Here is a 23,460-nt window from a genome sequence, read left to right as displayed (position 1 = left end):
CGCACGCCGGATGAGGCATACTTCGCGACGCTGCCTGCGATCAAATTGGCAGCATGACCGCCCCGGACGTTCCACTTAAAAATCTCAGAAAACTGTCCGAACGAGCGAGGCCACCTCTAACCGGACGTCCTGCTTGACGCTATCCAGGGATACAACAAATTGAAGCGTCCCCATCAATTTTGGGCGCCGCTTATCGCTTTGTTCACGGGCGCCCCGGCGAAAGAGATAGCGCAACCGCGTCTACAAGACCTGGAGCCGGTCGATGGTATTACCTGCTTGCGCGTCGTCCATGACCCGCGGGGCGCGAATCCGACGCGCACGAAGAACGCCGACTCGGCGCGAACGATCCCAATTCACCCCGAATTGCTCCGCGTCGGCTTGCTCGACTACATCGAGGACGTTCGCAGCGTGGGCGGGGCGAGGCTGTTTCCTCATCTGCCGATGGACTCAATGGGCAAGCGCGAGAAATACATTAGCCGCGACTTCAACGAGAAACACCTGCCCGAGGTGGGCGTTCACCAACCACGGCGGAAAGTGTTCCACAGTTTCCGCGATACGGTCGAGACGGCTCTTCACGCCAACGACGCCAACCCTGTTCAGATCGACGAATGGATAGGACACAAACCCGAATCGATGGGTGCTTCCCGCTACAAAGCCAAATACACGCCTGCGCAATTCGCCGAGCTTGTCCTGCCGCGCTTGCGCTATGCTGGGTTGGATCTACGGGCGTTGCGCTATTCACCCGGATTGTGGAACGACTGGCTATCTAAGAATTTGCGTGCTTGAGTGGCAATCAATAAGAACCTAGATGCGCACAAGCTCTCGGAACGATTCCAGAATATGGCGCTTGGTGTCCTCTTCACCAAGACCCCAGAGCGAGGCTAGTTCGGTGATCGCGACGCCGCACTCTGCTGGCTCTAGTGCGCGCCCAGACGTTGCGCCAAACGGACCATCGGTCTCTGTCACTACGCGGTCGGGCGGCATCCTCTCGGCAAGCGCCCGGCCTTTTCGTCCGCGCAACATGGCTGCTCCCACGGAGAACCAACACCCCATTTCGACTGCGCGGGCGAGTTCGCGCTGAGTGCCCGAGAACCAGTGAAGGATGCGAACGCAGGAAATCTCTGCCCAACGACTTGCTGCCGGCAGGCGCGGTAACACCGGCGCCATCGCAACTCACTAAGTAAGAAGGCGGACAGGCACCTTGACCAAAACTTGACCAAAGTAGGCAGAAATTGCCGCGAATAGAACGAAAAGCGCAGCCAGTTAAAGTGGTGGCCACCGATGCAAGTCATTGATTTGACCGCGCTTTATGTCGATACCTAATTGCGGGGAGCGGGACTCTTAATCCGTAGGTCGAGTGTTCGAGTCACTCACGCCCCACCAAAGATATCAAGCAAAAAGCCCGGTCCTCGTGACCGGGCTTTTTGCTTTCCGTATACCTGTCGAAAGGGACGAAAAGGTGAGGGCATTTCCAGCCAAGCCAGACCAACAAGCCTATAGGCCGAGACTCACCCGCCAGGCGCGTCTCCAGCAAAACCGGCAAACGCGGTCCATCTTCAGATCGCCTACGCCGCCCCCACCGCCTCGAGAAACGACAGCAGCCTGCGATTACTCTCCTCGATACCGTAATGCGCCGCCTGCGTCCGGGCCCGAGCGCTCAATGCCTCGCGAGTCCGGCGGTCCGTCAACAGCCGCTCGATCGCATCCGCCATCGCACGGACATTGCCCACCGGCACGAGAGCGCCGGCTCTTCCACCATCGAGAATCTCGCGCGGCCCGGTCGGGCAATCGGTCGCGACGATTGCCTTGCCGATTGCCAGGGCTTCCAGCAACACCATCGGCATTCCCTCGTATTTCGAGCTCAAAACCAGTAAGGATGCGCCTGCCACGATGGGGTGCGGATTGTCTTGCTGGCCCGCGAAATGCACCTGTTCGCGCACACCCAGTTCGTGCGCCAGGCTCTCCAGTTCCTCGCGATGGGCGCCGTTCCCGACAATGACCAGATGCTCGGCAACGGTACCTCGCCGCGCCAGTTCGGCATACGCGCGCAATAGCGTTCGATGATCCTTCTGAACCTCATCGAGACGCGCGACGGAAACGATGTAGGGCGCGCCATCGGGCGTCACCTGAATGTCGCCTTGGCGCGCCGAGGCGCGCTCGTGGATCGATTCAATATCGATGGCGTTCGGCAAGACAATCACTCGCTCCAACTTGCCCTCGAAAATCCGCGCCGCCTCGTCGGCCATATGCTGGTTCAACGCGGCAACGCCGTGATAACGCCGGTACTGGGTCAGCAGACGCTGGATCTTGCGATGCCGGCCGCCGAGACGCGCGTCGAAGCTGAAGTGGTTGACGCCCAGCCACGCGACGTCGAAGCGGCCGGAAAGCCGACGCAAGGACATGTCGAAGTCGACGATAACGTCCACGCCATGCGCAAGCCGTGCCGCCCGCTTTGCCACATGCGGACGCACCGCCAACGTATTGTGGACGTCGCGCGCGATGCGCCCCAGTTTGCCGAGACGCCGCCCATATCGCTTCGACTGGAAATATCCGAGCCACGGACGATCCACGAGGACTTCCACGTCCACATCGGGCGGGATCAGCGCGCGAAAGCGATTTTCGAATGCCGGCGACGTGTGCATCACCGATAGCGAGACTTTGAAGCGGGTTCGATCGAGAATCCTCAGCCACTGGATCAGCGAAGATTCGATACCGCCGTCGTTGAAATCCGTGATGTGGAAGAGAACGCGGATACGTTGGTGGTTCTCAGGTGGAGATTCGATATTGGACATGCACTCGTGTTTCTTGAAGTTCTCGCAACCGGGGCCGCTAATCATCGGTGTGTAGTTGTTATTGGAGAACCCGCCGTCTATTGATCCATTCGGGGCTGCCGCATGGCGGGATATTGGACTTCCCGCCGACGCGTCCCAGCAGAAAACCATGGGTGAGATCGGTACTGATCTTACTTTATTATCGGCCCGGTCCCGGCATTCTTGAATGTGCCGCGGCGATTACCGGTGAGGTTACCAAACTCTTGATTATTGGGGCAACCGCCGGAGATGAACCCATCCGCATTTTCGTGTGCGCGGCGGTTTAGAAATCGTTATCCGCGGTCTCGCGCTCCATCATCACAACACCTTCAACCCCGCATGCACGAACAGCAGTAGATCATCAAACTGCGTAATGAGTTCGAAGCTCAAAAGAAACGCGAACGTATATCCCGGCGCGGGAAACATCTGCATCCGCCGCAAAATCGGCGCGGCGAAACGCACCCTCACGGCGTCCCGTGTGGCGAGATAAGTCGAGACCATGCCGAGCGCCATTCCGGCAAGTACGTCGGTCGGATAATGCAGTCCGAGATAAACCCGCGGCAGGCAGATGAAAACCGCCGTATACAGCAGCGCAAGCGTGCCGACGCGCCGATTGATCAGAAAGATTCCGGTTGCGATAGCCGTCCACAGCATCGCGTGATCGCTAGGAAATGAACTCCACGTGCGCACGATCGCGTCTTGCAGACCAACCGCCGGAAAGTTCAGATGCAGGTCCGGGTCATAAAGCGGCCGCTCGCGGAAAGGCAATGAGGCGGCGAGGAGCCGGCCCGCGGCGAGCGAGGCGAGGCCGCTCGCGACGGTCGCGATGATCATCTCGCGCTTCCACCCCGTGCGCTCGCTGCGGCCGAACCACATCCACCACAACACGGGGACGAGCACGAAGCCTTTGAAACTGGCCTGACCCGCAATCACCCTGATGATGTGGTTGATCGTCGCCGACTGAAAAGCGTGTTGCGTGAGGAAAACCTGCACCGCCGTATCGAAACTGTTCATCTCAACGCATCCACTTCGAATGTCGATTTCTTCCCGCGAGGGCGGCCACATCTTCCGATGCGGATGCCGTCTGTCGGGGTTTGCATGCCCTTAAGAAGCAAAAAAGACGCGCCGTCAAAACCCGCACGGCACGCCGTTCTATTCGGGGAAGCGCGATCCCGCCAATGGAATCGCGCGGATCTCTCGTGAGCTCGAATAAGCCACGGATCGGAAATCGGCCGCGCAGGTTGATTGCGCGGCCGTCACCTGTTTCCTCAGCAGTTGCCCTTCTTCGCCTGTCCCGGCGGACAGAAGCCATTGCCCGGCCCGCCCTGATGGCCACCCTGCGGCACCACCACCACACCCGGCTGATCCGGCACATACAGCGCACATCCCCCGAGCAAGCTCGCGCTTGCGATCCAGATACACATCATTCTTGTCATGTTTCTCTCCAGGGAGGGAGCACGCTCCCTCCCGACTGCACTCGTTGATTATTAGAAGGCGAAGTTGACGTTCGCCTGATTCGTCGTCGTCACGTTGACCGCCGCGGATTGCGTCGCGCCAGTGATCGAATCGGCTTCCGCGGTGTAAATCCCCGCCGACGCGGGCACCGCTGCCAGCGCGACCGGCAGGCTGCCCGAGTACGTTCCGGTAAGCGGCGCCGCAGCCGGCAGGTTCAGCGGATACGCGCCCGTATCCAGATTCGCGTTGGACGACGTGATCTCGTACGTCGCGGCACCGTCCGACTGCAAGGCCCTGACGATTGCCTGAGCGCTCACCGGCGTCACCGTGCCGCTAGCCGTACGCATGATCGAAGCAGGCAAGGTGATCGGCGCGCCCGACGTCGAAACAGCCGTCGACGAATTCACCACGACCGGCACGGATCGTACGATCCCCGTCGCGAAGTTGTTCTCGACGATCACGACATCGTAATTACCGTTCGTCGAACTCTGCACCAGCGGCGTCAAGATGAACTGCCCGTTGGCATCGGCGACCGTGCCTTTGATGACCTGGCCGTTCTGCTCGGCGTACACGGCCGCACCTGCTTGCCCCGGCGCCACGTAGCCCGAGATCGTCCCGCTCACCACCGTGGGCGTGGCGGTCACGACCGGCTTCAGGCTGTAGGAGCCGTTACCCTTCTGCACGACCGATTTACACGCATTGAAATCGAGCACGAGGTCGACAAGCGTATTCGGCTGAACGGTGAACGGACGGATGATCTTGTAGCCGCTCTGAGCCGCGCTCGGCGTTGCCAGTGCCTGCTCGGCGCCACCGGTGGGCACCACCGAATTGGCGAGCGTGTTGCCCTGGTTTTGCGCCAGGACGAGGCGGATTTGCTGGTATTGCCCAGCGGGTAGCGCGGTCTGTCCGAGATCCGCCAGCACGCCGTTGGTGAGTGAAAGCAGATCGATTTTTTGCGGGCTTGCCAGCGTCACGTCGGACCAACCGGCGTCACTGTCACCCGCCTGCGCGTTCATATTGACCCGGACCTTCGAGACCGTCACGTAAACGTGATCGAACCCGCAGGACGGCGAGTCTGTCATGGCCACATGAAGCGTGCCGGCCGCACCGCCTGAACCTCCATCGCCTCCGCCGCATCCGGCCAGCATGACTGGAATAGCCAGCAAACCGATGCATGCCTTAAGTATCGTTTTCATGTTTGTTCCCCCAAGTTTTTGTGAATGAAGGATACAAAAAGGGGGGCACGGCCTTTTTAGAATTTGCAACGAAGCGTAACTTGTCCGCGAGCGTTCCGCGCTTGCGCAGCGCAGCAACTTCGGCGCCCACGCTCTCACCGCGTGCAATGTCCCGGTCCTTGGCGACGTGACGAGCCACAGTCCGCCGCTGGTCGCCTGATCACGAAGTCCGCTCAACTTTCCTGCCGTGCACACAATTTGCAGAGGTCTGACGAGCGTCGGCGCGCGCCGCATGTTACAAAGAATTTCACGCCCTGTTGGCTGGCGGCATCGGCTGCGCGCGCCGCCATCGCTGAAAAGCAATTTCCTTCAATACAGTCCGTCTTGTTGCCCGCTACCGTTGAGCGTCGCCAATCCCGCGCACTCACGTATCGAGGCATCAGATGACCGTGTTACTTTCCATGGCTGCTTTCGCGCTGGCTTCGTCGATCACGCCGGGGCCGGTCAATGTCGTCGCGCTCAGCGCCGGCGCCCGGCACGGACTCGCCGCGAGCATGCGCCACGTTACCGGCGCGACCGTCGGCTTCACCTTGCTGCTTCTGCTCATCGGCCTGGGCCTGCATGAACTGCTCGCGCATGTCCCCGCTCTGATCAGCGCGGTCAAATGGGCGGGCGTCGCATTCCTGCTTTATATGGCCTACAAACTCGCCGTCGATAGCGGCCAGTTGGGCGCGGATAAACCGTCGCGCGGCCCGTCGTTCATGTACGGCGCGGCCATGCAATGGCTCAACCCGAAAGCATGGCTCGCGTCGCTCGCCGGCATGGGCGCCTATGCGGCCGACGGCGATGGTCGGCTCGTGTGGCAATTCACCGTCGTGTATTTCGTGATTTGCTACGTGTCGATTGCGAGCTGGGCCTATGCCGGCGCGTTCCTGCGACGCTACTTGCAGGAGTCGAAAAGCGTCAGGCTGTTCAATCGTGTGATGGCGGCATTGCTTGCGGCCAGCGCGTTGTATCTGCTGGCCGCGTGATGCGCCAGGTCAGGCGCCCGCATGCGGGGCGCGTGCCTCAACTGCGATATTGCCCCGGCGTGGCCGCGACCAACCGCTTGAAGGTGCGCTGCAAATGCGCCTGGTCGGCGAAACCCGCGTCGAGCGCGACCTCCGCGATCAGACGACCGCGCCTGAGTTGCGCGCGGCTGTACTGAATACGCCGATTGATCTGATACGCGTGCGGCGTCATGCCGTAGCGCTGTTTAAAAGCGCGGATCAGATGCGAGGCGGACAACTCAGCGACCTTGCAGACGTCCTCGAGTTTTAGCGAATGCGTGCAGTTTGCCGCGATGAATTCCGCCGCCCGCGAGAGTTGCAGGCTCGTGTCGTGATCGGGCAAGGGCGCCGGGTTCAGCTTCTGTTGTGCTTCAGAGAAGAACGTGACGGCCGCGCTTTCCTTGCGCATGGTTTCGGCCGTGCCGTCGACGAGAATCCCGTACAGCCGGTTCAAGCCGTCGAACAATGCGGCGTCAATCGTCATGGTCTGCGAGAACGCGCGAAACGCGTGATTCTCGCTGAAGCCCAGTTCGTGCTGCAGCCGGTTGAGCCACGCGACATCGACATGCAGCATTCGATACGACCAGCGCTCGCCGGCCACCGGATTGCACGCATGCACGTCATCTGGATTCATCATGACGACCGCGCCCGCGCCGATCCATTCGCGCGCGCGGCGATTCACGTATACGCTGCGTCCGCCGGTAACCGCGCCGATCGAAAACGTTTCATGCGAATGTTTGGCGTAGCAGACTTCGCGGCCGTCGTCGATGGAACGCGCCTCGATGAACGGCAGCGCGTCACTGCGCCAGAACTTCGGCGCACGAGCGCTTTTGGTGTGGATTGCAGCCGTCGCCGCTCCGCTCATCTCGTTCATATGCGCTCTCCGGTTCTCAAGCAGACCTCGCCGCGGCGAAGCCCACGTATCGTAGCCGTCAAACGCACCGTCAACAAGCGAACTGGAGGAGAACGCATGCGGCGCGGCGCACCGCAACGTGCGGCGAAACTACTTCGCCGTCACGTCGATATTGCCGAGATATTTCGCGGCCAGCGTTTTCACCGTACCGTCGGCCTGCACCTTGGCGATTGCCGCGTTCAGCTGCTCACGCAGCGCCGTATCGCCCTTGCGAATCCCGTAGGCGATGCCGCTGCCGAGAATCTTGTCGTCGCGCACCGGCTTGCCGACGAACGCGAAATCCTTGCCGCTGGGCTTCGACAGAAAACCCGTCTCACCTGCCGGCGCCAGCACGAGCGTCGCGTCGAGACGGCCCGCGACGAGGTCCGTATAAACCTGATTCTGGTCCTGATACGGCACGACGGTGACGCCCGCCGATTCCCAATGCGTCTTCGCGAAGGTTTCCTGAATCGACGCCTGCAATACGCCGACGCGTTTGCCCTTCAACGATTCGGCGGCCGGCAGCAGACCACTGTCGCGCCGCGCGATCAGTTGCGTCGGCACGCGATACACGACGGTGGTGAAATCGATGGCCTGGCGGCGTTGCTCGGTGGCGTTCATCGCCGAATTGATCGCGTCGAACTTGCGGCCTTGCAGCGCGGGGATCAAACCGTCGAACGAGGTCTCGACCCATTTGCAGGTCAAATGCGCGGCGGCGCATACCGCATTGCCGACGTCGATATCGAGCCCCTGCAATTCACCGTTCGGGCCTTTCGATTCGAACGGCGGATACTGCGCTTCGAGTCCGAAACGCAGCGTCGAGGTGTCGGCGGCTATCGCGACCGACGACGCCGCAAGCGACGTGAATGCGCACGTCAGCGCCAATAGCGGTTTGAGCAATTTCATGGCTGGTCCCTTTCTCTTCGATGTTGTTGTAGCGCCGTCGGGCAACGCGCCTGGCGTCACTGCGGCGTCATCTCGCGACGATCATACTTTGGTCAAAAAATGCGGCCTTCTCTTCCCATGCAGCCGCGCATGAGATGTCGCTAATCAGATCTCGCACAAACGCCGCGCACCTTCGATCAACGTCGCGTCGTCCTTCGAGAAACTCAGGCGGATCAAACCCGAATCCGTGCCATCGGTATAGAACGCCGACAGCGGAATCGTCGCAACGCGTGCATCGCGAATCAGGCGCAGCACGAAATCGCTATCGCTTTCGTCGGAGAAACCGCGAAAACGCGCGAGCATGAAGAAGCTGCCTTCGCTCGGCAACAATTCGAAGCGCGAATCGCTGAGCGCATGCGCGAGCAGGTCGCGCTTCTTCTGATAGAACGCCGACAAGCCGAGATAGCTGTCGCGATTCGCCAATGCGTCGACGAACGCGTACTGCATCGGCGTATCGGCGGAAAACACCATGAACTGATGGACTTTGCGAATCTCGTCCATCAACGCGGCGGGCGCGAGGCAATAGCCGACGCGCCAACCGGTCACGTGATACGACTTGCCGAACGACGAGACGATCACGCTGCGCGCCGCGAGTTCGGCATCGCACGCCATGCTCTGATGTTTAGCGCCGTCGAACACCACGTGTTCGTAGACTTCGTCGGCGAGAATCACGATATCGGTGTTGCGCGTTACGGCCTTCAGGCGCGCGATATCGGCCTCGCTAAACACCGTCGCGGTCGGATTGTGCGGCGTGTTGATGATGATCATGCGCGTCCTCGGCGTGATCGCAGCGGCGACCTCGTCCCAGTTCACGCGGAAATCGGTCAGCGAGAGCTTGATCGCAACCGGGGTCGCGCCTTGCAGGCGGACGATCGGTCCGTAGCTGTCGAACGACGGCTCGAAGTAGATCACTTCGTCGCCCGGATGCACCAAGGCGCTGATCGTGGAATACAGCCCTTCGCTCGCGCTCGCGATCACGGTCACTTCGCTGGCCGGATCGTAGCGCACGCCGTACAGCGTTTCGGCCTTGTCCGCGAGCGCTTCGCGCAAGGCGGCGATGCCGGCCATCGGCGCGTACTGGTTGTGACCGGCGCGCATGGCTTGAGCGACACCGTCGACCAGTTTCGCGTCCGGCGCGAAATTCGGCGCGCCCTGCGACAGATTCAGCGCGTCGTATTGCGCGGCCAGTTGACCGATCACGGTAAAAATCGTCGTGCCTACGTCAGGCAATTTCGAGCGGGCTTGCATGGCGCTCTGCATAAAACTTTCTCCCTTTCTCCATCCGGCGGCGGGTTCGCGCACAGCCGACTGCGCGGCGGTTCCGTCCGGTTCGGTGATTAGGCATCAGCCAAAGAATCGTCACAATCGAAACTTTGTCATGCGCGGCATGCGTTTACGTCATGGCAAGCGAGACGGCGTGCCGCATCGGCGAGGCCAATGGGCTTGGGCTTTCGGGGAGGAATTGAGGCCGCTGGAGCAACGCGGAAAACAGCGCAGGTATGAAGTAATGTGATGCGGATGCTCAAGGCCGCGACCGGGACCGATCGCAGCCTCGGCAACCTCGACAACCGGACCGCCCCCGGCTGTCAGGCGTCGTCCATCATGCGGACCTTGACCTTCTTGCCCTTCACCTTGCCGGCGCTGAGCTTGCGCACCGCTTCGCGCGCGACGCTGCGCTCCACCGCCACATACGTCGACATTTCCGTCACGTTGATCTTGCCGATCTGCGAGCCGGCAAAACCGGCCTCGCCGGTCAGTGCGCCGAGCACGTCGCCGGGGCGGATTTTTTCCTTGCGGCCGCCGAGAATCTGCAGCGTTTCCATCGGCGGCAACAGCGGTTCGTTGCTTGCCGCCTTGAGTTCGGACAACTTGTGCCACTCGACGTCGCGCTTTTGCGCCTGTTCGAGACTGCCCACGCGGCCCATCTCGTTCATGCTCGCGAGACTCAGCGCCCAGCCTTCCTGATCGGCGCGGCCCGTGCGGCCGATGCGGTGCACGTGCACTTCCGGGTCCGGCGTCACGTCGACGTTGATCACCGCCTCCAGTTGCGCGATGTCGAGCCCGCGCGCCGCGACGTCGGTGGCGACCAGCACGGAGCAACTGCGGTTTGCGAACTGGATCAGCACCTGGTCGCGTTCACGCTGATCGAGTTCGCCATGCAGCGCGAGCGCATGAAAACCTTGCGCGCGCAGCACGTCGAGCAGATCGCGGCACTGCTGCTTGGTGTTGCAGAACGCGAGCGTGCTTACCGGACGATAGTGATTCAGCAGCAAACCGACGGCATGCAGACGCTCGTCCTCGGTCACTTCATAAAAGCGCTGACGGATCTTCGTATTGTCGTGCCGCTCGGCGAGCTTCACCTCTTTCGGGTGACGCAGGAATTGCTGGCTCAGCTTGACGATGCCTTCGGGGTACGTCGCGGAAAACAGCAGCGTTTGCCGTTCTTTCGGGCATTGCTTCACCACGGTCGCGATGTCGTCGAAGAAACCCATGTCGAGCATGCGGTCGGCCTCGTCGAACACCAGCGTGTTGAGCGACTGCAACGGCAGGCTGCCGCGCTCGAGGTGGTCCATGATGCGGCCCGGCGTGCCGACCACGATATGCGCGCCGTGTTCGAGGCTCGCCGTTTGCGGGCGCATCGGCGTGCCGCCGCACAGCGTCAGCACCTTGATGTTTTCCTCGGCGCGCGCGAGGCGGCGGATTTCCTGCGTGACCTGATCGGCGAGCTCGCGCGTCGGGCACAGCACCATCGCCTGGACGGCGAAGTTGCGCACGTCGAGGCGGTTGAGCAGCGCCAGTGAAAACGCCGCGGTCTTGCCGCTGCCGGTTTTCGCCTGCGCGATCAGATCGTGGCCGGCGAGCGCGATGGGCAGGCTCGCGGCCTGAATCGGCGTCATCTCGACATAGCCGAGTTGCGTGAGGTTGGCGAGCGTCGCGGGCGGCAGCGCCAGTTGGCTAAACGGCGCGCCCGCGGTGGTGGGACTGTTCATGGAGGTGATGACTCGCTATCGACTGAAGGCTGGGGACTAAACGGCCATCGGGCCGGGGGAGGGACGGCCTTCGATCTGCTCGTACAGCACCGAGCCATCGTCCGCGTCGAAACGTTCGACGTAATTGCGCGCGCCGCACATCGGGCAACGGAACAGGAGCCCCTGGCCCTCGTTCTTGATGACGACGTCCGACTGCTCCCATTGCGCGCCGCAGGACTGGTTTCTACAGGTAAACACGTTGATTCTCCAACTGGATTCGATTGTCTATGGGACGGGCCGCACGAACGGCCTGGCCGTGAATGAGGTTTGGGTCGCCGCCGCGGTTGCCGTGGTTGCCGCCGCTCACGCGCCGCGCGCTTCAACCCAGATGCGTATGCCGTGCCCGCGTCGCGCTCACGTCCATGTCGTTGAGGCCCTGCACGATGCCGCAGTCTTCGACGGCCTGTTCACCGTGGCATTGCTCGCGCAGCGTGGTGAGCTGCGCTTTCAACTGCGTCAATTCCTCGATGCGCGTGTCGACGTGCGCAATGTGCTCGTCGAGCAAATCGTTGATGCCGCCGCAGCCGTTCGCCGGGGCGTCCGTGAGAAGCAGCAACGCACGGATCTCGTCGTGGGTCATGTCGAGCGCGCGGCAATTGCGGATGAAGCGCAACCGCTCGACGTGCCTCGCGGTATAGCTGCGGTAATTAGCCTCGGTGCGCTCCGCTTCGGGCAACAAGCCTTCTTTTTCGTAGAAGCGGATGGTTTCGGTCGTGCAATGGGCGATTTTCGCCAGTTCGCCGATTTTCATGGACCCTCCGGGTGGCGGTCTTGACCTTGTAGTGGCTTCAAGGTGTTTACTAGACCACAAATCGAACCAGGAAGCCACCTATGCCCCACGCTCATCACGCCGAAGCCGACCGCCATGAACAGCCGAAAGCCCGTGCGGATGGCGATGAACACGGCGCAAGCTGCGGCCACCAGCCGGTGGCAGTCGACGGTGAGCCGAACCGCAAACACGCGCATGCGACAGGCGAATGTCGCGGACACGATCACGAGACGCACGATCACGGCCACAGCCAGGGCAATGCACAAGCTCACAACCACGTCGCCGCAGGCTGCTGCGTCCCCGCGCCGGCTTCACTCGCGCCGCCGTCTCCGCTTCCTCGTTCGGAAATCGTCGGCAGCGACGTGCGCACCGCGATCCGCATCATGCAGATGGATTGTCCGACCGAAGAAGCGCTGATCCGCAAGAAATTCAGCCGCATGCCGTCCGTGCGCGGCATGGACTTCAACCTGATGCAGCGCGTGCTGACGGTCGTGCATGCGCCGGAGGCGCTCGACTCGATTCTCACCGCGCTGCGCTCGCTCGACTTCACGCCCGAACTCGCGAACGACGACGCGGACACCACGCCCGCCGCTGCTTCTCACGTACCGTCGAAGCCCTGGTGGCCGCTCGCGCTCGCGGGCGTCGCCGCGGCGGGCTCAGAGGCCGTCGGTTGGCTCGGCGCGCCGATGTGGCTAACCGCGGGTCTCGCGCTCGCCGCCATCGCTTCTTGCGGCCTCACGACCTACCGGAAAGGCTGGCTCGCGATCCGCAACGGCAACCTGAACATCAACGCGCTGATGAGCATTGCGGTGACGGGCGCGCTGATCCTCGGCCAATGGCCTGAAGCCGCGATGGTGATGGTGCTCTTCACGATTGCCGAACTGATCGAGGCCAAGTCGCTGGACCGCGCCCGCAATGCGATCGAGGGCCTCATGCAACTCACGCCCGAACAGGCGAGCGTGCGGCAGCCCGACGGCAGTTGGCGCTCGATGGACCTGAAAGCGATCGCACTGGGCGCGCTGGTCCGCGTGAAACCGGGCGAGCGGATCGCGCTCGACGGCGAAATCGCCGCGGGCCGCTCGAGCGTGAATCAGGCGCCGATCACCGGCGAAAGCCTGCCGGTCGACAAGGCAGCGGGCGACGCCGTATTCGCCGGCACGATCAACCAGGCGGGCTCGTTCGATTATCGGGTGACGGCCTCGGCCAGCAATACGACGCTCGCGCGCATCATTCACGCGGTCGAGGAAGCGCAAGCCAGCAAAGCGCCGACGCAGCGTTTCGTCGATCGGTTCGCACGGGTCTATACGCCGGCCGTGTTCGGCGTCGCGCTCGCCGTCGCGGTGCTGCCGCCGCTCTTTCTCGACGGGCTGTGGCGCGAGTGGGTCTACAAGGCGCTGGTGATGCTGGTGATCGCCTGCCCTTGCGCGCTCGTGATCTCGACCCCGGTGACGATCGTCAGCGGCCTCGCCGCGGCCGCCCGCAAGGGCATTCTGATCAAAGGCGGCGCCTTTCTGGAGCAGGGCCGCAAGCTGAGCCGGCTCGCGCTCGATAAAACCGGCACGATTACGCACGGCAAGCCGGTGCAGACCGAATTCGAAACGCTCGCGGATCTCGACGAGGCCCGTTGCCTGACGCTCGCGGCGAGTCTCGCTGGCCGCTCGGACCATCCCGTGTCGATGGCGATTGCGGCGGCGGCCAGGACAGGCGGCGTGATGAGCGTGACCGTCGATGCGTTCGAGGCGCTGGCGGGACGCGGCGTGCGTGGCGACATCGGCGGCACGCCGTACTGGCTCGGCAATCATCGCCTGATCGAAGAGCTTGGGCGCTGTTCGGCATCGCTCGAAGCGCGGCTCGACGCGCTCGAACGCCAGGGCAAAACCGTCGTGATGCTGGCCGGCGCCGAACGCGTGCTCGCGCTGTTCGCCGTCGCGGACACGGTGAAGGAGACGAGCCGCGCCGCCATCGCCGATCTGCACCGCCTCGGCGTGCGTACCGCGATGCTCAGCGGCGACAATCCGCACACCGCCGAGGCGATCGCGCAGCAGGTCGGCGTCGACGAAGCGCGCGGCGATCAGTTGCCGCAAGACAAGCTGAACGCGGTGGCGCAGTGGTCGAAGGACGGCGCGACAGTGGGCATGGTCGGCGACGGCATCAACGACGCGCCCGCGTTGGCGCGCGCCAGCATCGGCTTCGCGATGGGCGCGATGGGCACCGACACCGCGATCGAAACCGCCGACGTCGCGCTGATGGACGACGACCTGCGCAAGATTCCCCTGTTCATCCGTCTGTCGAAGGCGACGCATTCGGTGCTGGTGCAGAACATCGCGCTGGCGCTCGGCATCAAGAGCGTGTTCCTCGTGCTGACGGTGATGGGCCTCGGCACGATGTGGATGGCGGTGTTCGCCGATGTGGGCGCGAGTCTTCTGGTGGTGGCGAACGGGCTGCGGCTGCTGCGCCAGTCAGATCAGTGAGCGAACGAACGACTCGCCGTGGTTTGAAACGCGCCGATCCCGGCCTTCAACGTATCCGACGGCCGCACGCCGAAAAGCTTCCGGTAATCGGTGGCGAACTGGCTCAGATGCCAGAAGCCCCACGTCGCCGCGACATCCTGCACCGAGCGTGATTCACGCGACGCATTGCACAGATCGCGCCGCGCGCCGTTCAGGCGAATCGTGCGCAGATAGATGGCGGGCGCCATGCCGAGCACGTCCTGAAAGCAGTATTGCAGCGTGCGCCGGCTCACGTGCAGGCGCTCGCACAACTCGGGCACGTTGACCGCGCGCTCGCGGTTGGCGAGCACATACTCACGCGCTTCGGAAACGATCGACTGACGACGCGCACGCGCCGGCATCGCCAGCGGCTCGCCGCCAGGCAATGCGCCCACGTCGAACAGCGACGCGAGCACCGACGCCTGCAAGTTGCCGCGCGCCAACGTGGAGAGCGGCGTGCCGCGCGCCGCTCCGTCGTCGAGAAGCTGGCGCAGCGAGGCGCACAACCGCTCCTTGCGCGGCAGGCCGATCGGCACGACCGCCGTATTCGGCAGATGCTCGGCCAAACCGATGCGCTCCACTTCAGCCGCATAGCGGCGCAGCACTTCGCCCTTCACCACCACGCCGAAAATCTCGTAGCCCGCCGAGGTCAGCAATTCGAATTCGATCCCGCCGGGACGGAATGCGAGCGCATCGCCCGCGATCACTTGCGCGTCGATACGTCCCGAGCCGGCGGGGCACGTGGGAATGCCGAACCAGTACGCGTCCTTTCGCACCTCGCAGGTTTGCCGCAGCGTATGGCTGGTCGTCTCGACGAACACCTGCATATCGTCGAGACATAACTCCGTCAGTCCGCCGATAAAACGGCCGGCGGTCAACTGGTCGTAGGTCTGATGCCAGCCGTGCAGGTTGCGCGCCTGCTCGTCGGCATCGTGAGCGACGCAAGTCTGCACGCAGAAGCTGGGCTGCTGCGCGAGCGTTGAACCTGTCAGGCTCTCGGGATGGGCTTCAATCGTCATACCGGATCGGCGAAAACGGAATATCGGCGAAAACAAGGCAATTCCCATGCCGAACGGATTGGGCGATCCGCTTGCACGCGCGTCCACGCAAGCCACGCCGCCTGTTCATTTCATGAACAGCGCCGCGGGCGTTGATCCGAAACGATACGTTCACCTGTCTCCGCTTGAACGGGGCAACCCGTCATGTCGGGTGCGAGTGCGTGCTGCGCGTGCACGGCTCACCAGTGCGGTGCATTGGCACACTTCTGGCTCTACGCTGTTGCGGCCCAGCGAAACATCGCGCCGAATAGAGCCCGTTAAACATGTGAGGAGCACACTGATGAATCACGCAGAGATGCAGTTTCTGACCACCGAATTCCCGTACAAAAAGCAGTATGCGAACTTTATCGGCGGCGAATGGGTCAAGCCGGTGGGCGGCGAGTACTTCGACAACGTGTCGCCGATCACCGGCGAGCCGTTCACGTCGATCCCACGTTCGCGTGAAGCCGATGTCGAACTCGCGCTCGACGCCGCGCATCGCGCAAAAGCTGCATGGGGCAAGACCTCGACCACCGACCGCGCGAACATCCTCAACCGCATCGCCGACCGGATGGAAGCGAATCTGCAGCGTATCGCGGTCGCGGAAACGATCGACAACGGCAAGCCGTTGCGCGAAACCATGGCCGCGGACATTCCGCTCGCGATCGATCATTTCCGCTATTTCGCCGGCTGCGCCCGCGCGCAGGAAGGCTCGATCTCGGAGATCGACGACGACACCGTCGCCTATCACTTTCACGAACCGCTCGGCGTGGTCGGTCAGATCATTCCGTGGAATTTCCCGATTCTAATGGCGGTGTGGAAGCTCGCACCCGCGCTTGCCGCCGGCAATTGCGTCGTGTTGAAGCCGGCCGAGCAGACACCCGCGTCGATTCTCGTGCTGGTCGAACTGATCCAGGACCTGCTGCCGCCGGGCGTGCTGAACGTAGTGAACGGCTTCGGCCTGGAAGCCGGCAAGCCGCTTGCATCGAGCAAACGCATCGCGAAGATCGCGTTCACCGGCGAGACCACCACCGGCCGTTTGATCATGCAGTACGCGAGCCAGAACATCATTCCGGTGACGCTCGAACTCGGCGGCAAGAGCCCGAACATTTTCTTCGCCGACGTGATGAGCCAGGACGACAGCTACTTCGACAAGGCGCTCGAAGGCTTCGCGATGTTCGCGCTGAATCAGGGCGAAGTGTGCACGTGTCCGTCGCGTGTGCTGGTCGAGGAAACGATTTACGACCGCTTCATGGAGCGCGCATTGAAGCGCGTCGCCGCGATCACGCAAGGGCACCCGCTCGATACGAAGACGATGATCGGCGCGCAGGCCTCGCAGGAACAGCTGGAAAAAATCCTGTCGTATGTCGATCTCGGCAAGCAGGAAGGCGCCCAATGTCTGATCGGCGGTGAGCGCAATCAGCTCGACGGCGAACTGAGCAAGGGCTATTACGTGAAGCCGACCGTATTCCGCGGCCACAATAAGATGCGCATCTTCCAGGAAGAGATCTTCGGCCCGGTCGTTTCGGTGACGACGTTCAAGAACGAGGAAGAAGCGCTCGAAATCGCCAACGATACGCTCTACGGTCTGGGCGCCGGCGTCTGGACACGCGACGGCACGCGCGCCTACCGCTTCGGCCGGCAGATTCAGGCGGGCCGCGTATGGACCAACTGCTATCACGCGTATCCGGCGCACGCGGCGTTCGGCGGCTACAAGCAATCGGGCATCGGCCGTGAGAATCACAAGATGATGCTCGACCACTATCAGCAGACCAAGAACCTGCTCGTGAGCTATAGCGAGAAGCCGCTCGGTTTCTTCTAAGCGGTAGCGCTCACGTTCTAGCGGGCCGCCTTGCGCGGCTCGCTTCTTTTTAGCGAGGACATGTGATGGCTGATGAGAAGGAAGTCGCCCGCGTAATCGCAACGCCCGCCGCGGTCGAACTGATCGACAAGCTGCGCGCCGAACACGGGGCGGTACTGTTCCACCAATCCGGCGGATGCTGCGACGGCAGTGCGCCGATGATGTTTCCGCAAGCCGAATTCATGGTGGGTTCGTCCGATGTCAAACTCGGAACGATTGCCAGCGTGCCGTTTTACATGAGCAACTCGCAATTCGAATATTGGCAGCACACGCAATTGATCATCGACGTGGTGCCCGGCAATGGCGGCATGTTTTCGCTGGAACGGCCTAGCGGATTACGGCTCTTGACGCGCTCGCGGCTTTTCGAGGACGACGAGAACGCGTGGCTCGCAAAGCATCCGGTCGCGCGGGCGGATGCCTGATTGTTTTATTCAGCGCTCGAGTTTGACGCGTCGCTGATCGAGGGCGTTGCCGCTGCGCTCGCGAGCAGCGCGTCGCTATCGTCTTTCAGGCCGATGCCGGTGACGCCCAGGCGCCTTGCATGCATGAGCAGGTAGTGCAACTTGTGCGCGGCCGCCGGATAGTCGAGACCCTCGGGACGCACATTCGAAATACAGTTGCGTTGCGCGTCGCTACAACCCACTTTCGGCGCGTAGGTCAGGTAGATGCCGAGGCTGTCGGGTGAACTCAAGCCTGGCCGCTCACCGATCAACATGACCACCAGCTTTGCACCGAGCAACTCGCCGATTTCGTCGCCGAGCGCGACGCGCGCCTGGCGTGCGACCACCACTGGCCCGATCTTCCAATCCGTGAGTTTCGTGCAGACGGCTTGCAAAAGCGGAATCGACTGCTTCGACGCTGCGAACGCCGAGAGGCCGTCGGCGATCACGAACACGACCTCGGGCGAATCGACCGTGAGCTGTTTCAGCGCCTCGCGGCTTTCGTCGCTCAACCGCCTGCCGAGATCGGGACGCCGCAAGTAATGCTCGCGATCCGGCGCGGCGCTATGCACGTCCAATGTCTTGAAGTTCTGCGCGCGCAATTGTTCGTGCAGCACGTCGGTGTCGAGCGGATGATGCACGGCGTCACGCGCCTGCGCGTGCGACAGGTTGAACGCGAGCAACGGCGCGGTTGGCAAGCTGTTGCCCGCGCGGCCCAACGCGATACGCGCGTTGGTGAACTGGCGCAGCGCGTTCCACGGGTTCTTTTCGAGGAAGTCGCTCATGCTATGCCCATCCAGTCGCGCGCGCCTTCCAGGAGCGGTTGTTGCGTGGATGCGCTCAGCAGCGCGCCGCGCGCGTCGGTGATTCGCATCGACTCCAGCCACGCTTCGAACTCGGGCGCGCGGCGCAAGCCGAGCACGTCGCGCACGTAAAGCGCGTCGTGGAACGAGGTGCTTTGATAGTTGAGCATCACGTCGTCCGCACCCGGAATGCCCATGATGAAGTTGATGCCCGCCACGCCGAGCAGCGTGAGCAGATTGTCCATGTCGTCCTGATCGGCTTCGGCATGATTCGTGTAGCAGATGTCGCAGCCCATCGGCACGCCCAAGAGCTTGCCGCAGAAATGGTCTTCCAGACCCGCGCGCGTGATCTGCTTGCCGTCGTACAGATACTCCGGCCCGATGAAACCGACCACCGTGTTGACGAGAAACGGATTGAACTTGCGCGCCACCGCATAGGCGCGCACTTCGCAGGTCTGTTGGTCGACGCCGAAATGCGCGTCCGCCGACAACGCGCTGCCTTGGCCCGTTTCGAAATACATCAGATTGTTGCCGACCGTGCCGCGCTTCAGCGACAGTCCCGCTTCATACGCTTCTTGCAGCAGCGCGAGCGAGATGCCGAAACCGGCGTTCGCTTTTTCCGTCCCCGCGATCGACTGAAACACGAGATCGACCGGCGCGCCTTTTTCGATCGCGGCGATCGTGTTGGTGACGTGAGTGAGCACGCACGATTGCGTGGGCACCTGGTAGCGTTGGCGGAAGTCGTCGATCATCAGCAACAGCTTGGTGATCGCGCCGAGACTGTCGCTGGCCGGATTGATGCCGATCATCGCGTCGCCGCAGCCGTACATCAGACCGTCGAGCATCGAGGCGGCGATGCCTTTCACGTCGTCCGTCGGATGATTCGGCTGCAGGCGCACCGACATGTGCCCCGGCAAACCGACCGTGTTGCGAAAGCGCGTAATCACCGGACGTTTGCGCGCCGCCGCGATCAGGTCCTGGTTGCGCATCAGCTTCGAGACCGCCGCGACCATCTCCGGCGTGAGACCGGCGGTGATGCGCGTGAGCGCGTCGGCGTCGGTCGTGCTGCTCAACAGCCAGTTGCGGAAGTCGCCCACCGTCAGATGCGCGATCTCGGCGAACGCCTCTTGCGAGTGATCGTCGATCACGAGACGCGTGACTTCGTCGCTTTCGTACGGGATCAGCGCTTCGTTCAGGAACGTGCGCAGCGGCACCTGCGCGAGCGCCATCTTGGCCGCGACACGCTCCTCCTCGCTCGCCGCCGCGACGCCGGCGAGCTGGTCGCCGGAACGCTGCGGGCTTGCCTTCGCCATCAATGTTTTCAGATCGGCAAAGCGATACGCGCGGCTGCCGATCGTCTCCGTATAGCTCATCTTTACGACTCCATCGCCGCTGCTCGCACAGCGGCTCGATTCGTCACTCTTCCAGCAAGGCGTCCGTCGGCGCCGCTTCGCGTTGATGGCGCGTCAAGAGGAAATAGACGTAGCCCAGCGCGAGGAAGATCGCGAACACGACGGCCACCAGAAAGTTGAAGTAGACCATCGTCCCGAGACAGATCACCGCGGCCACCAGCGCGAACGCCGGAAAGAACGGAAACAGCGGCGCGCGGAACGGGCGCTCCATGTTCGGGTCGGTGCGGCGCAGCTTGAACAGCGACATCATGCTGATGATATACATCACGATAGCGCCAAATACGGACATCGTCACGATGTTCGCCGTCAGCGTCTGACCGCCGAACTGGATCAGCTCGTCGCTATAGATCGCGGCGATGCCGACCACGCCGCCCGCCAGGATCGCGCGATGCGGGGTCTTGAAGCGCGGATGCACTTTCGAGAGCCACTCCGGGAGATAGCCCGCGCGAGCCAGCGCGAAAATCTGCCGCGAATAGCCGAGGATGATGCCGTGAAACGACGCGACGAGTCCGAACAGGCCGAGCCACACCAGCATATGCATCCAGCCGCTGTTTTCGCCGACGATGTACTTCATCGCTTGCGGCAGCGGATCGTTGATGTTCGACAGCTTGGTCCAGTCGCCCGCCGCGCCGGCGAACACCATCACGCCGATCGCGAGCACCACCAGCGTCAGGATGCCGGCGACATAGGCGATCGGAATCGAACGCTTGGGGTTCTTCGCTTCCTCGGCGGCCATCGCGACGCCTTCGATCGCAAGGAAAAACCAGATCGCGAACGGAATCGCCGCGAACATGCCGTGGAACGAGCCCATGCTGAAGGTATCCGCGCCGGCCCAGCCGCCTTTCGTGAAGTTCGACCACTGGAACCCCGGCGACACCACGCCCATGAACACCAGCAACTCGAAGATCGCGAGCAGCGTCACGCACAATTCGAAGGCCGCGGCGATCTGCACGCCGACGATATTCAACGCCATGAAGATCAGATACGCACCCATCGCCGCGTGCTTCGGCTCGAGACCCGGAAATTGCACGTGCAGATAGGCGCCGATCGCCAATGCGATCGCCGGGGGAGCGAACACGAATTCGACGAGGGTCGCCGCGCCCGCCAGATAACCGCCGGTCGGGCCGAACGCGTGCCGCGCGTAGGCGAACGGGCCGCCCGCATGCGGAATCGACGTGGTGAGTTCGGTGAAACTGAAAATGAAGGTCGTGTACATCGCGGCGATGAAGACCGCCGTGATGACGAAGCCCAGCGTGCCCGCGCTCGCCCAGCCATAGCTCCAGCCGAAATACTCACCGGAAATGACGAGGCCGACCGCGATTCCCCACAATTGCCACGTGCCGAGCGTCTGCTTCAACTCGTGATGCGTGACCTTACCGACGTGCTGACTGCTGGACTCTGTTTTCATCGGGACTCTCCTGAGGGTGCCGCTTGCTCGACGCCGCAAGGCTTTGCGGTGCATGGGCGGACAGGCTTCCGCCGATGGTAGTGAGCCATTAATCGAGGTGTTATCGAAATTCGGCAAATTTTCGCGGGGTTTATATCAGTGGGCGCTTAACTGCGGGGCTGTTTGGCGAGGATTGAATGGGCGGGTGATGTTTTGCCGAACGTCTGGTTTGATGCCTTGTACGCCGCTTTGCCTGCTCGGTGCCCGCTTGTGCAGCGGGCTTCGCGGATGTCTCTCTGGTTTTTATAGTCTTTGTATATGTATACGTAGTAATAGTTAACAAGCATGGGATGCGGTTGTGGATAACCTGAAACTTCGTTTTCGAATCAGAAGCCTGCGGAATCGATAACCCTGCGAAGCGCCTGCGGACAGCGACGCGCAGCCAGGGAAAACTTTTGTGCCGTCCGGCGAGGCCGCGGCCTTATCAAGGTTTCGCCCACAACGTGTCAGGCGGCTTTTACAAAAGTTGTCCAGAGGGGACTGTGGATAAGTTGGACGGCTTTGTGTGGCGCGGCCAAGGAGGAAAGGCTTTGGCGCAAACCCTCGATTCATGCGCCGCAGCGCCGGTGCGTTTATCGCAAAAATGTTCGCACTACCAAGGCGTTGACAAGCTGCGAGCCCGTCGCTTATCGTCGCGTCGCGGGACGGTTGGTCAAGCTTGCCCCGGTTCGGGCCGCATACGTTCCGGGCACTACGGGGCTACCCCGTGGATCAGAATGACCTCCGCAGTTCGTCGCATGAGCCCGTTGTTGCGCGTTGCGCAAATACGCTCACGCAGCACAAGACGCGTTGACTGCCGTCCCGCCCTCCTTTGCTCTATGCCCCAATCTTCCCTGCAAGTCGTCACCTACGCGATCGCCGACGCCATGCTCGCCGGGCCTGCCGATCCGGCCACGATGGTCGAGCGGATGACGCGCGTATTGGGCGAGTCCGCCGACTGGATGACCGGATTGGCGCGCCGGGTCGAGAAACGATTTGGCGCGCGCTGGGACAGCGTCGAAGCCAAACACCTGTCGAAGATCATCGCTGAAACCGCGGGCTTTGTTGCGGCGTGGAGAAGCCAGAACCGTCCGCGGATTGTTCGTGTGCTCACGCGACCGCCTGTTCAGCGACCTGCTCCGCGCTGGTTGCGGGACGTCACGCTGCCGCAACTGCCGACAATCGGCGATCTGGCTGCGTGGCTCGATGTGGAACCCCTGGAGTTGGACTGGTTTGCAGATCGCTGGCGTGTAGCGGCTCACGATGCGACGACGCGGCTTCACCACTATTCCTACAAGGCGATAGAGAAACGCGACGGTCGATGTCGAATCATCGAAATTCCCAAGTCGCGGTTGCGGGAATTGCAGCGGAAAGTGCTGCATGGCCTGCTCGACCGGATTCCCGCTCACGATGCGGTGCATGGTTTTCGGCGCGGCAGGAACACGGTCACGTTCGCGGCGCCTCACGCTGGAAAAGCGGTTGTGATTCGCTTCGATCTGACCGATTTTTTTGCGTCGGTTCATGCGGGACGTGTTTACTCTGCGATTCATGCTTTGGGTTATCCGTTGGAAGTTGCGCGGGCGCTGACTGCGCTGTGTACCAATCGGGTGCCGAGTGGTCGCCTGCTGGCGCCGGACGTGCGCGACAGGATCGACTGGCAGGAACGGCAACGCTATCGAAACCGGCATCTGCCACAAGGCGCGCCGACTTCGCCGGCGTTGGCGAATCTGTGTGCGTTTCGGCTGGATCTTCGTAAGCGACTCGGCCCGACCGTTTCCCCGTTCGCGCGCGCGTGAGGCATGGTGGTGATGGTTGTGTCGGAGTCAGTGTAGATCAAGTGAGATCGTGTCCACGATCGGCGATCGTGG

The 23,460-nt window shown here is 62.3% G+C and carries 21 protein-coding genes; 6 read left to right on the top strand and 15 right to left on the bottom strand.

What is annotated here, in order from left to right; genetic code table 11:
* Window positions 1-159 precede the first annotated feature (159 nt).
* Window positions 160-786 (top strand): site-specific integrase, encoded by a 627-nt coding sequence (locus tag ACTJLC_RS31000; RefSeq protein ID WP_440846243.1) that lies wholly within the window; start codon window positions 160-162, stop codon window positions 784-786.
* A gap of 18 nt (window positions 787-804) precedes the next feature.
* Here ACTJLC_RS31000 and ACTJLC_RS30995 read toward each other — a convergent pair whose 3' ends face one another.
* The 5 genes from ACTJLC_RS30995 to ACTJLC_RS30975 form a co-directional block, all read right to left on the bottom strand.
* Window positions 805-1,167: a TatD family hydrolase gene (locus tag ACTJLC_RS30995; protein WP_440846241.1), complete on the bottom strand. Its 363-nt coding sequence runs from the start codon at window positions 1,165-1,167 to the stop codon at window positions 805-807.
* A 398-nt stretch (window positions 1,168-1,565) separates the two neighbouring features.
* Window positions 1,566-2,426 carry a glycosyltransferase gene (locus tag ACTJLC_RS30990; protein WP_440846239.1) on the bottom strand — a complete coding sequence of 287 codons (861 nt, stop codon included), beginning with the start codon at window positions 2,424-2,426 and terminating at the stop codon, window positions 1,566-1,568.
* A 702-nt stretch (window positions 2,427-3,128) separates the two neighbouring features.
* On the bottom strand, window positions 3,129-3,824 hold the full coding sequence (locus ACTJLC_RS30985; RefSeq protein ID WP_440846237.1) for a phosphatase PAP2 family protein: 696 nt from the start codon (window positions 3,822-3,824) through the stop codon (window positions 3,129-3,131).
* A gap of 254 nt (window positions 3,825-4,078) precedes the next feature.
* Window positions 4,079-4,246, bottom strand: coding sequence for a hypothetical protein (locus ACTJLC_RS30980; RefSeq protein ID WP_167363294.1), 168 nt, complete (start codon window positions 4,244-4,246; stop codon window positions 4,079-4,081).
* A 51-nt stretch (window positions 4,247-4,297) separates the two neighbouring features.
* A complete protein-coding gene (locus tag ACTJLC_RS30975) occupies window positions 4,298-5,461 on the bottom strand; it encodes a DUF4382 domain-containing protein (protein WP_440846235.1) in 1,164 nt (387 codons plus the stop codon).
* Window positions 5,462-5,883: 422 nt separating this feature from the next.
* On the opposite strand from ACTJLC_RS30975, the gene ACTJLC_RS30970 reads away from it, so the two are divergent.
* Window positions 5,884-6,471 (top strand): LysE family translocator, encoded by a 588-nt coding sequence (locus ACTJLC_RS30970; protein ID WP_440846234.1) that lies wholly within the window; start codon window positions 5,884-5,886, stop codon window positions 6,469-6,471.
* 37 nt (window positions 6,472-6,508) lie between these two features.
* Here the strand turns inward: ACTJLC_RS30970 and ACTJLC_RS30965 are convergent, their stop codons facing one another.
* The 6 genes from ACTJLC_RS30965 to cadR form a co-directional block, all read right to left on the bottom strand.
* Window positions 6,509-7,354, bottom strand: coding sequence for an AraC family transcriptional regulator (locus ACTJLC_RS30965; RefSeq protein WP_440846245.1), 846 nt, complete (start codon window positions 7,352-7,354; stop codon window positions 6,509-6,511).
* A 138-nt stretch (window positions 7,355-7,492) separates the two neighbouring features.
* The gene (locus ACTJLC_RS30960; protein ID WP_073430369.1) at window positions 7,493-8,287 is read right to left on the bottom strand and encodes an ABC transporter substrate-binding protein; all 795 of its coding nucleotides are present in this window, start codon (window positions 8,285-8,287) and stop codon (window positions 7,493-7,495) included.
* A 144-nt stretch (window positions 8,288-8,431) separates the two neighbouring features.
* Window positions 8,432-9,586: a pyridoxal phosphate-dependent aminotransferase gene (locus ACTJLC_RS30955; RefSeq protein WP_310134891.1), complete on the bottom strand. Its 1,155-nt coding sequence runs from the start codon at window positions 9,584-9,586 to the stop codon at window positions 8,432-8,434.
* Window positions 9,587-9,912: 326 nt separating this feature from the next.
* Window positions 9,913-11,316 carry an ATP-dependent RNA helicase DbpA gene (gene dbpA / locus ACTJLC_RS30950; RefSeq protein ID WP_310134890.1) on the bottom strand — a complete coding sequence of 468 codons (1,404 nt, stop codon included), beginning with the start codon at window positions 11,314-11,316 and terminating at the stop codon, window positions 9,913-9,915.
* Between the two features lie 36 nt (window positions 11,317-11,352).
* Window positions 11,353-11,553, bottom strand: a complete 201-nt coding sequence (locus ACTJLC_RS30945) for a hypothetical protein (RefSeq protein ID WP_073430372.1) — start codon at window positions 11,551-11,553, stop codon at window positions 11,353-11,355.
* Between the two features lie 121 nt (window positions 11,554-11,674).
* On the bottom strand, window positions 11,675-12,106 hold the full coding sequence (cadR, locus tag ACTJLC_RS30940) for a Cd(II)/Pb(II)-responsive transcriptional regulator (protein WP_073430373.1): 432 nt from the start codon (window positions 12,104-12,106) through the stop codon (window positions 11,675-11,677).
* Window positions 12,107-12,186: 80 nt separating this feature from the next.
* Between cadR and ACTJLC_RS30935 the strand changes: the two genes are divergently transcribed.
* Window positions 12,187-14,595, top strand: coding sequence for a heavy metal translocating P-type ATPase (locus tag ACTJLC_RS30935; RefSeq protein ID WP_440846231.1), 2,409 nt, complete (start codon window positions 12,187-12,189; stop codon window positions 14,593-14,595).
* Here ACTJLC_RS30935 and ACTJLC_RS30930 read toward each other — a convergent pair.
* Window positions 14,589-15,632 (bottom strand): helix-turn-helix domain-containing protein, encoded by a 1,044-nt coding sequence (locus tag ACTJLC_RS30930; RefSeq protein ID WP_310134885.1) that lies wholly within the window; start codon window positions 15,630-15,632, stop codon window positions 14,589-14,591. The two genes, ACTJLC_RS30935 and ACTJLC_RS30930, sit on opposite strands and share 7 nt — an antisense overlap.
* A gap of 319 nt (window positions 15,633-15,951) precedes the next feature.
* On the opposite strand from ACTJLC_RS30930, the gene adh reads away from it, so the two are divergent.
* Together adh and ACTJLC_RS30920 are read left to right on the top strand one after the other, a co-directional pair.
* Window positions 15,952-17,472 (top strand): aldehyde dehydrogenase, encoded by a 1,521-nt coding sequence (adh, locus tag ACTJLC_RS30925; RefSeq protein WP_440846229.1) that lies wholly within the window; start codon window positions 15,952-15,954, stop codon window positions 17,470-17,472.
* A 65-nt stretch (window positions 17,473-17,537) separates the two neighbouring features.
* Entirely contained in the window at window positions 17,538-17,933 is a 396-nt protein-coding gene (locus ACTJLC_RS30920; protein WP_440846227.1) for a DUF779 domain-containing protein, read from the top strand.
* 5 nt (window positions 17,934-17,938) lie between these two features.
* Here ACTJLC_RS30920 and eutC read toward each other — a convergent pair whose 3' ends face one another.
* From eutC to eat, 3 genes are read right to left on the bottom strand one after another with little or no spacing between them, the layout of a single operon-like run.
* Window positions 17,939-18,736, bottom strand: coding sequence for an ethanolamine ammonia-lyase subunit EutC (eutC, locus tag ACTJLC_RS30915; protein ID WP_440846225.1), 798 nt, complete (start codon window positions 18,734-18,736; stop codon window positions 17,939-17,941).
* Window positions 18,733-20,127, bottom strand: coding sequence for an ethanolamine ammonia-lyase subunit EutB (locus ACTJLC_RS30910; protein ID WP_440846224.1), 1,395 nt, complete (start codon window positions 20,125-20,127; stop codon window positions 18,733-18,735). Before ACTJLC_RS30910 ends, eutC begins: the two co-directional genes overlap by 4 nt.
* A 43-nt stretch (window positions 20,128-20,170) precedes the next feature.
* The gene (gene eat / locus ACTJLC_RS30905; RefSeq protein ID WP_440846222.1) at window positions 20,171-21,574 is read right to left on the bottom strand and encodes an ethanolamine permease; all 1,404 of its coding nucleotides are present in this window, start codon (window positions 21,572-21,574) and stop codon (window positions 20,171-20,173) included.
* Window positions 21,575-22,329: 755 nt separating this feature from the next.
* Here eat and ACTJLC_RS30900 point away from each other — a divergent pair.
* The gene (locus tag ACTJLC_RS30900; protein WP_440846220.1) at window positions 22,330-23,388 is read left to right on the top strand and encodes a reverse transcriptase family protein; all 1,059 of its coding nucleotides are present in this window, start codon (window positions 22,330-22,332) and stop codon (window positions 23,386-23,388) included.
* Window positions 23,389-23,460 lie beyond the last annotated feature (72 nt).

This window comes from Paraburkholderia sp. 22099, assembly GCF_052045835.1.
Lineage (GTDB): Bacteria > Pseudomonadota > Gammaproteobacteria > Burkholderiales > Burkholderiaceae > Paraburkholderia > Paraburkholderia terricola.
The sequence above is the reverse complement of the archived record's forward strand: the minus strand, read 5'-3'. Positions and strand labels throughout refer to the sequence as shown.

Bases quoted from the DNA above. Each gene is read 5' to 3' on its own strand.
- ACTJLC_RS30980 (WP_167363294.1), bottom strand. From the start codon at position 4,246: ATGACAAGAATGATGTGTATCTGGATCGCAAGCGCGAGCTTGCTCGGG.
- ACTJLC_RS30910 (WP_440846224.1), bottom strand. From the start codon at position 20,127: ATGAGCTATACGGAGACGATCGGCAGCCGCGCGTATCGCTTTGCCGAT.
- ACTJLC_RS30975 (WP_440846235.1), bottom strand. From the start codon at position 5,461: ATGAAAACGATACTTAAGGCATGCATCGGTTTGCTGGCTATTCCAGTC.
- dbpA (WP_310134890.1), bottom strand. From the start codon at position 11,316: ATGAACAGTCCCACCACCGCGGGCGCGCCGTTTAGCCAACTGGCGCTG.
- adh (WP_440846229.1), top strand. From the start codon at position 15,952: ATGAATCACGCAGAGATGCAGTTTCTGACCACCGAATTCCCGTACAAA.
- eutC (WP_440846225.1), bottom strand. From the start codon at position 18,736: ATGAGCGACTTCCTCGAAAAGAACCCGTGGAACGCGCTGCGCCAGTTC.
- ACTJLC_RS30995 (WP_440846241.1), bottom strand. From the start codon at position 1,167: ATGGCGCCGGTGTTACCGCGCCTGCCGGCAGCAAGTCGTTGGGCAGAG.
- ACTJLC_RS30965 (WP_440846245.1), bottom strand. From the start codon at position 7,354: ATGAGCGGAGCGGCGACGGCTGCAATCCACACCAAAAGCGCTCGTGCG.
- ACTJLC_RS30955 (WP_310134891.1), bottom strand. From the start codon at position 9,586: ATGCAGAGCGCCATGCAAGCCCGCTCGAAATTGCCTGACGTAGGCACG.
- ACTJLC_RS30900 (WP_440846220.1), top strand. From the start codon at position 22,330: ATGACCTCCGCAGTTCGTCGCATGAGCCCGTTGTTGCGCGTTGCGCAA.
- ACTJLC_RS30935 (WP_440846231.1), top strand. From the start codon at position 12,187: ATGCCCCACGCTCATCACGCCGAAGCCGACCGCCATGAACAGCCGAAA.
- ACTJLC_RS30960 (WP_073430369.1), bottom strand. From the start codon at position 8,287: ATGAAATTGCTCAAACCGCTATTGGCGCTGACGTGCGCATTCACGTCG.
- eat (WP_440846222.1), bottom strand. From the start codon at position 21,574: ATGAAAACAGAGTCCAGCAGTCAGCACGTCGGTAAGGTCACGCATCAC.
- ACTJLC_RS30970 (WP_440846234.1), top strand. From the start codon at position 5,884: ATGACCGTGTTACTTTCCATGGCTGCTTTCGCGCTGGCTTCGTCGATC.
- ACTJLC_RS30930 (WP_310134885.1), bottom strand. From the start codon at position 15,632: ATGACGATTGAAGCCCATCCCGAGAGCCTGACAGGTTCAACGCTCGCG.
- cadR (WP_073430373.1), bottom strand. From the start codon at position 12,106: ATGAAAATCGGCGAACTGGCGAAAATCGCCCATTGCACGACCGAAACC.
- ACTJLC_RS30985 (WP_440846237.1), bottom strand. From the start codon at position 3,824: ATGAACAGTTTCGATACGGCGGTGCAGGTTTTCCTCACGCAACACGCT.
- ACTJLC_RS30920 (WP_440846227.1), top strand. From the start codon at position 17,538: ATGGCTGATGAGAAGGAAGTCGCCCGCGTAATCGCAACGCCCGCCGCG.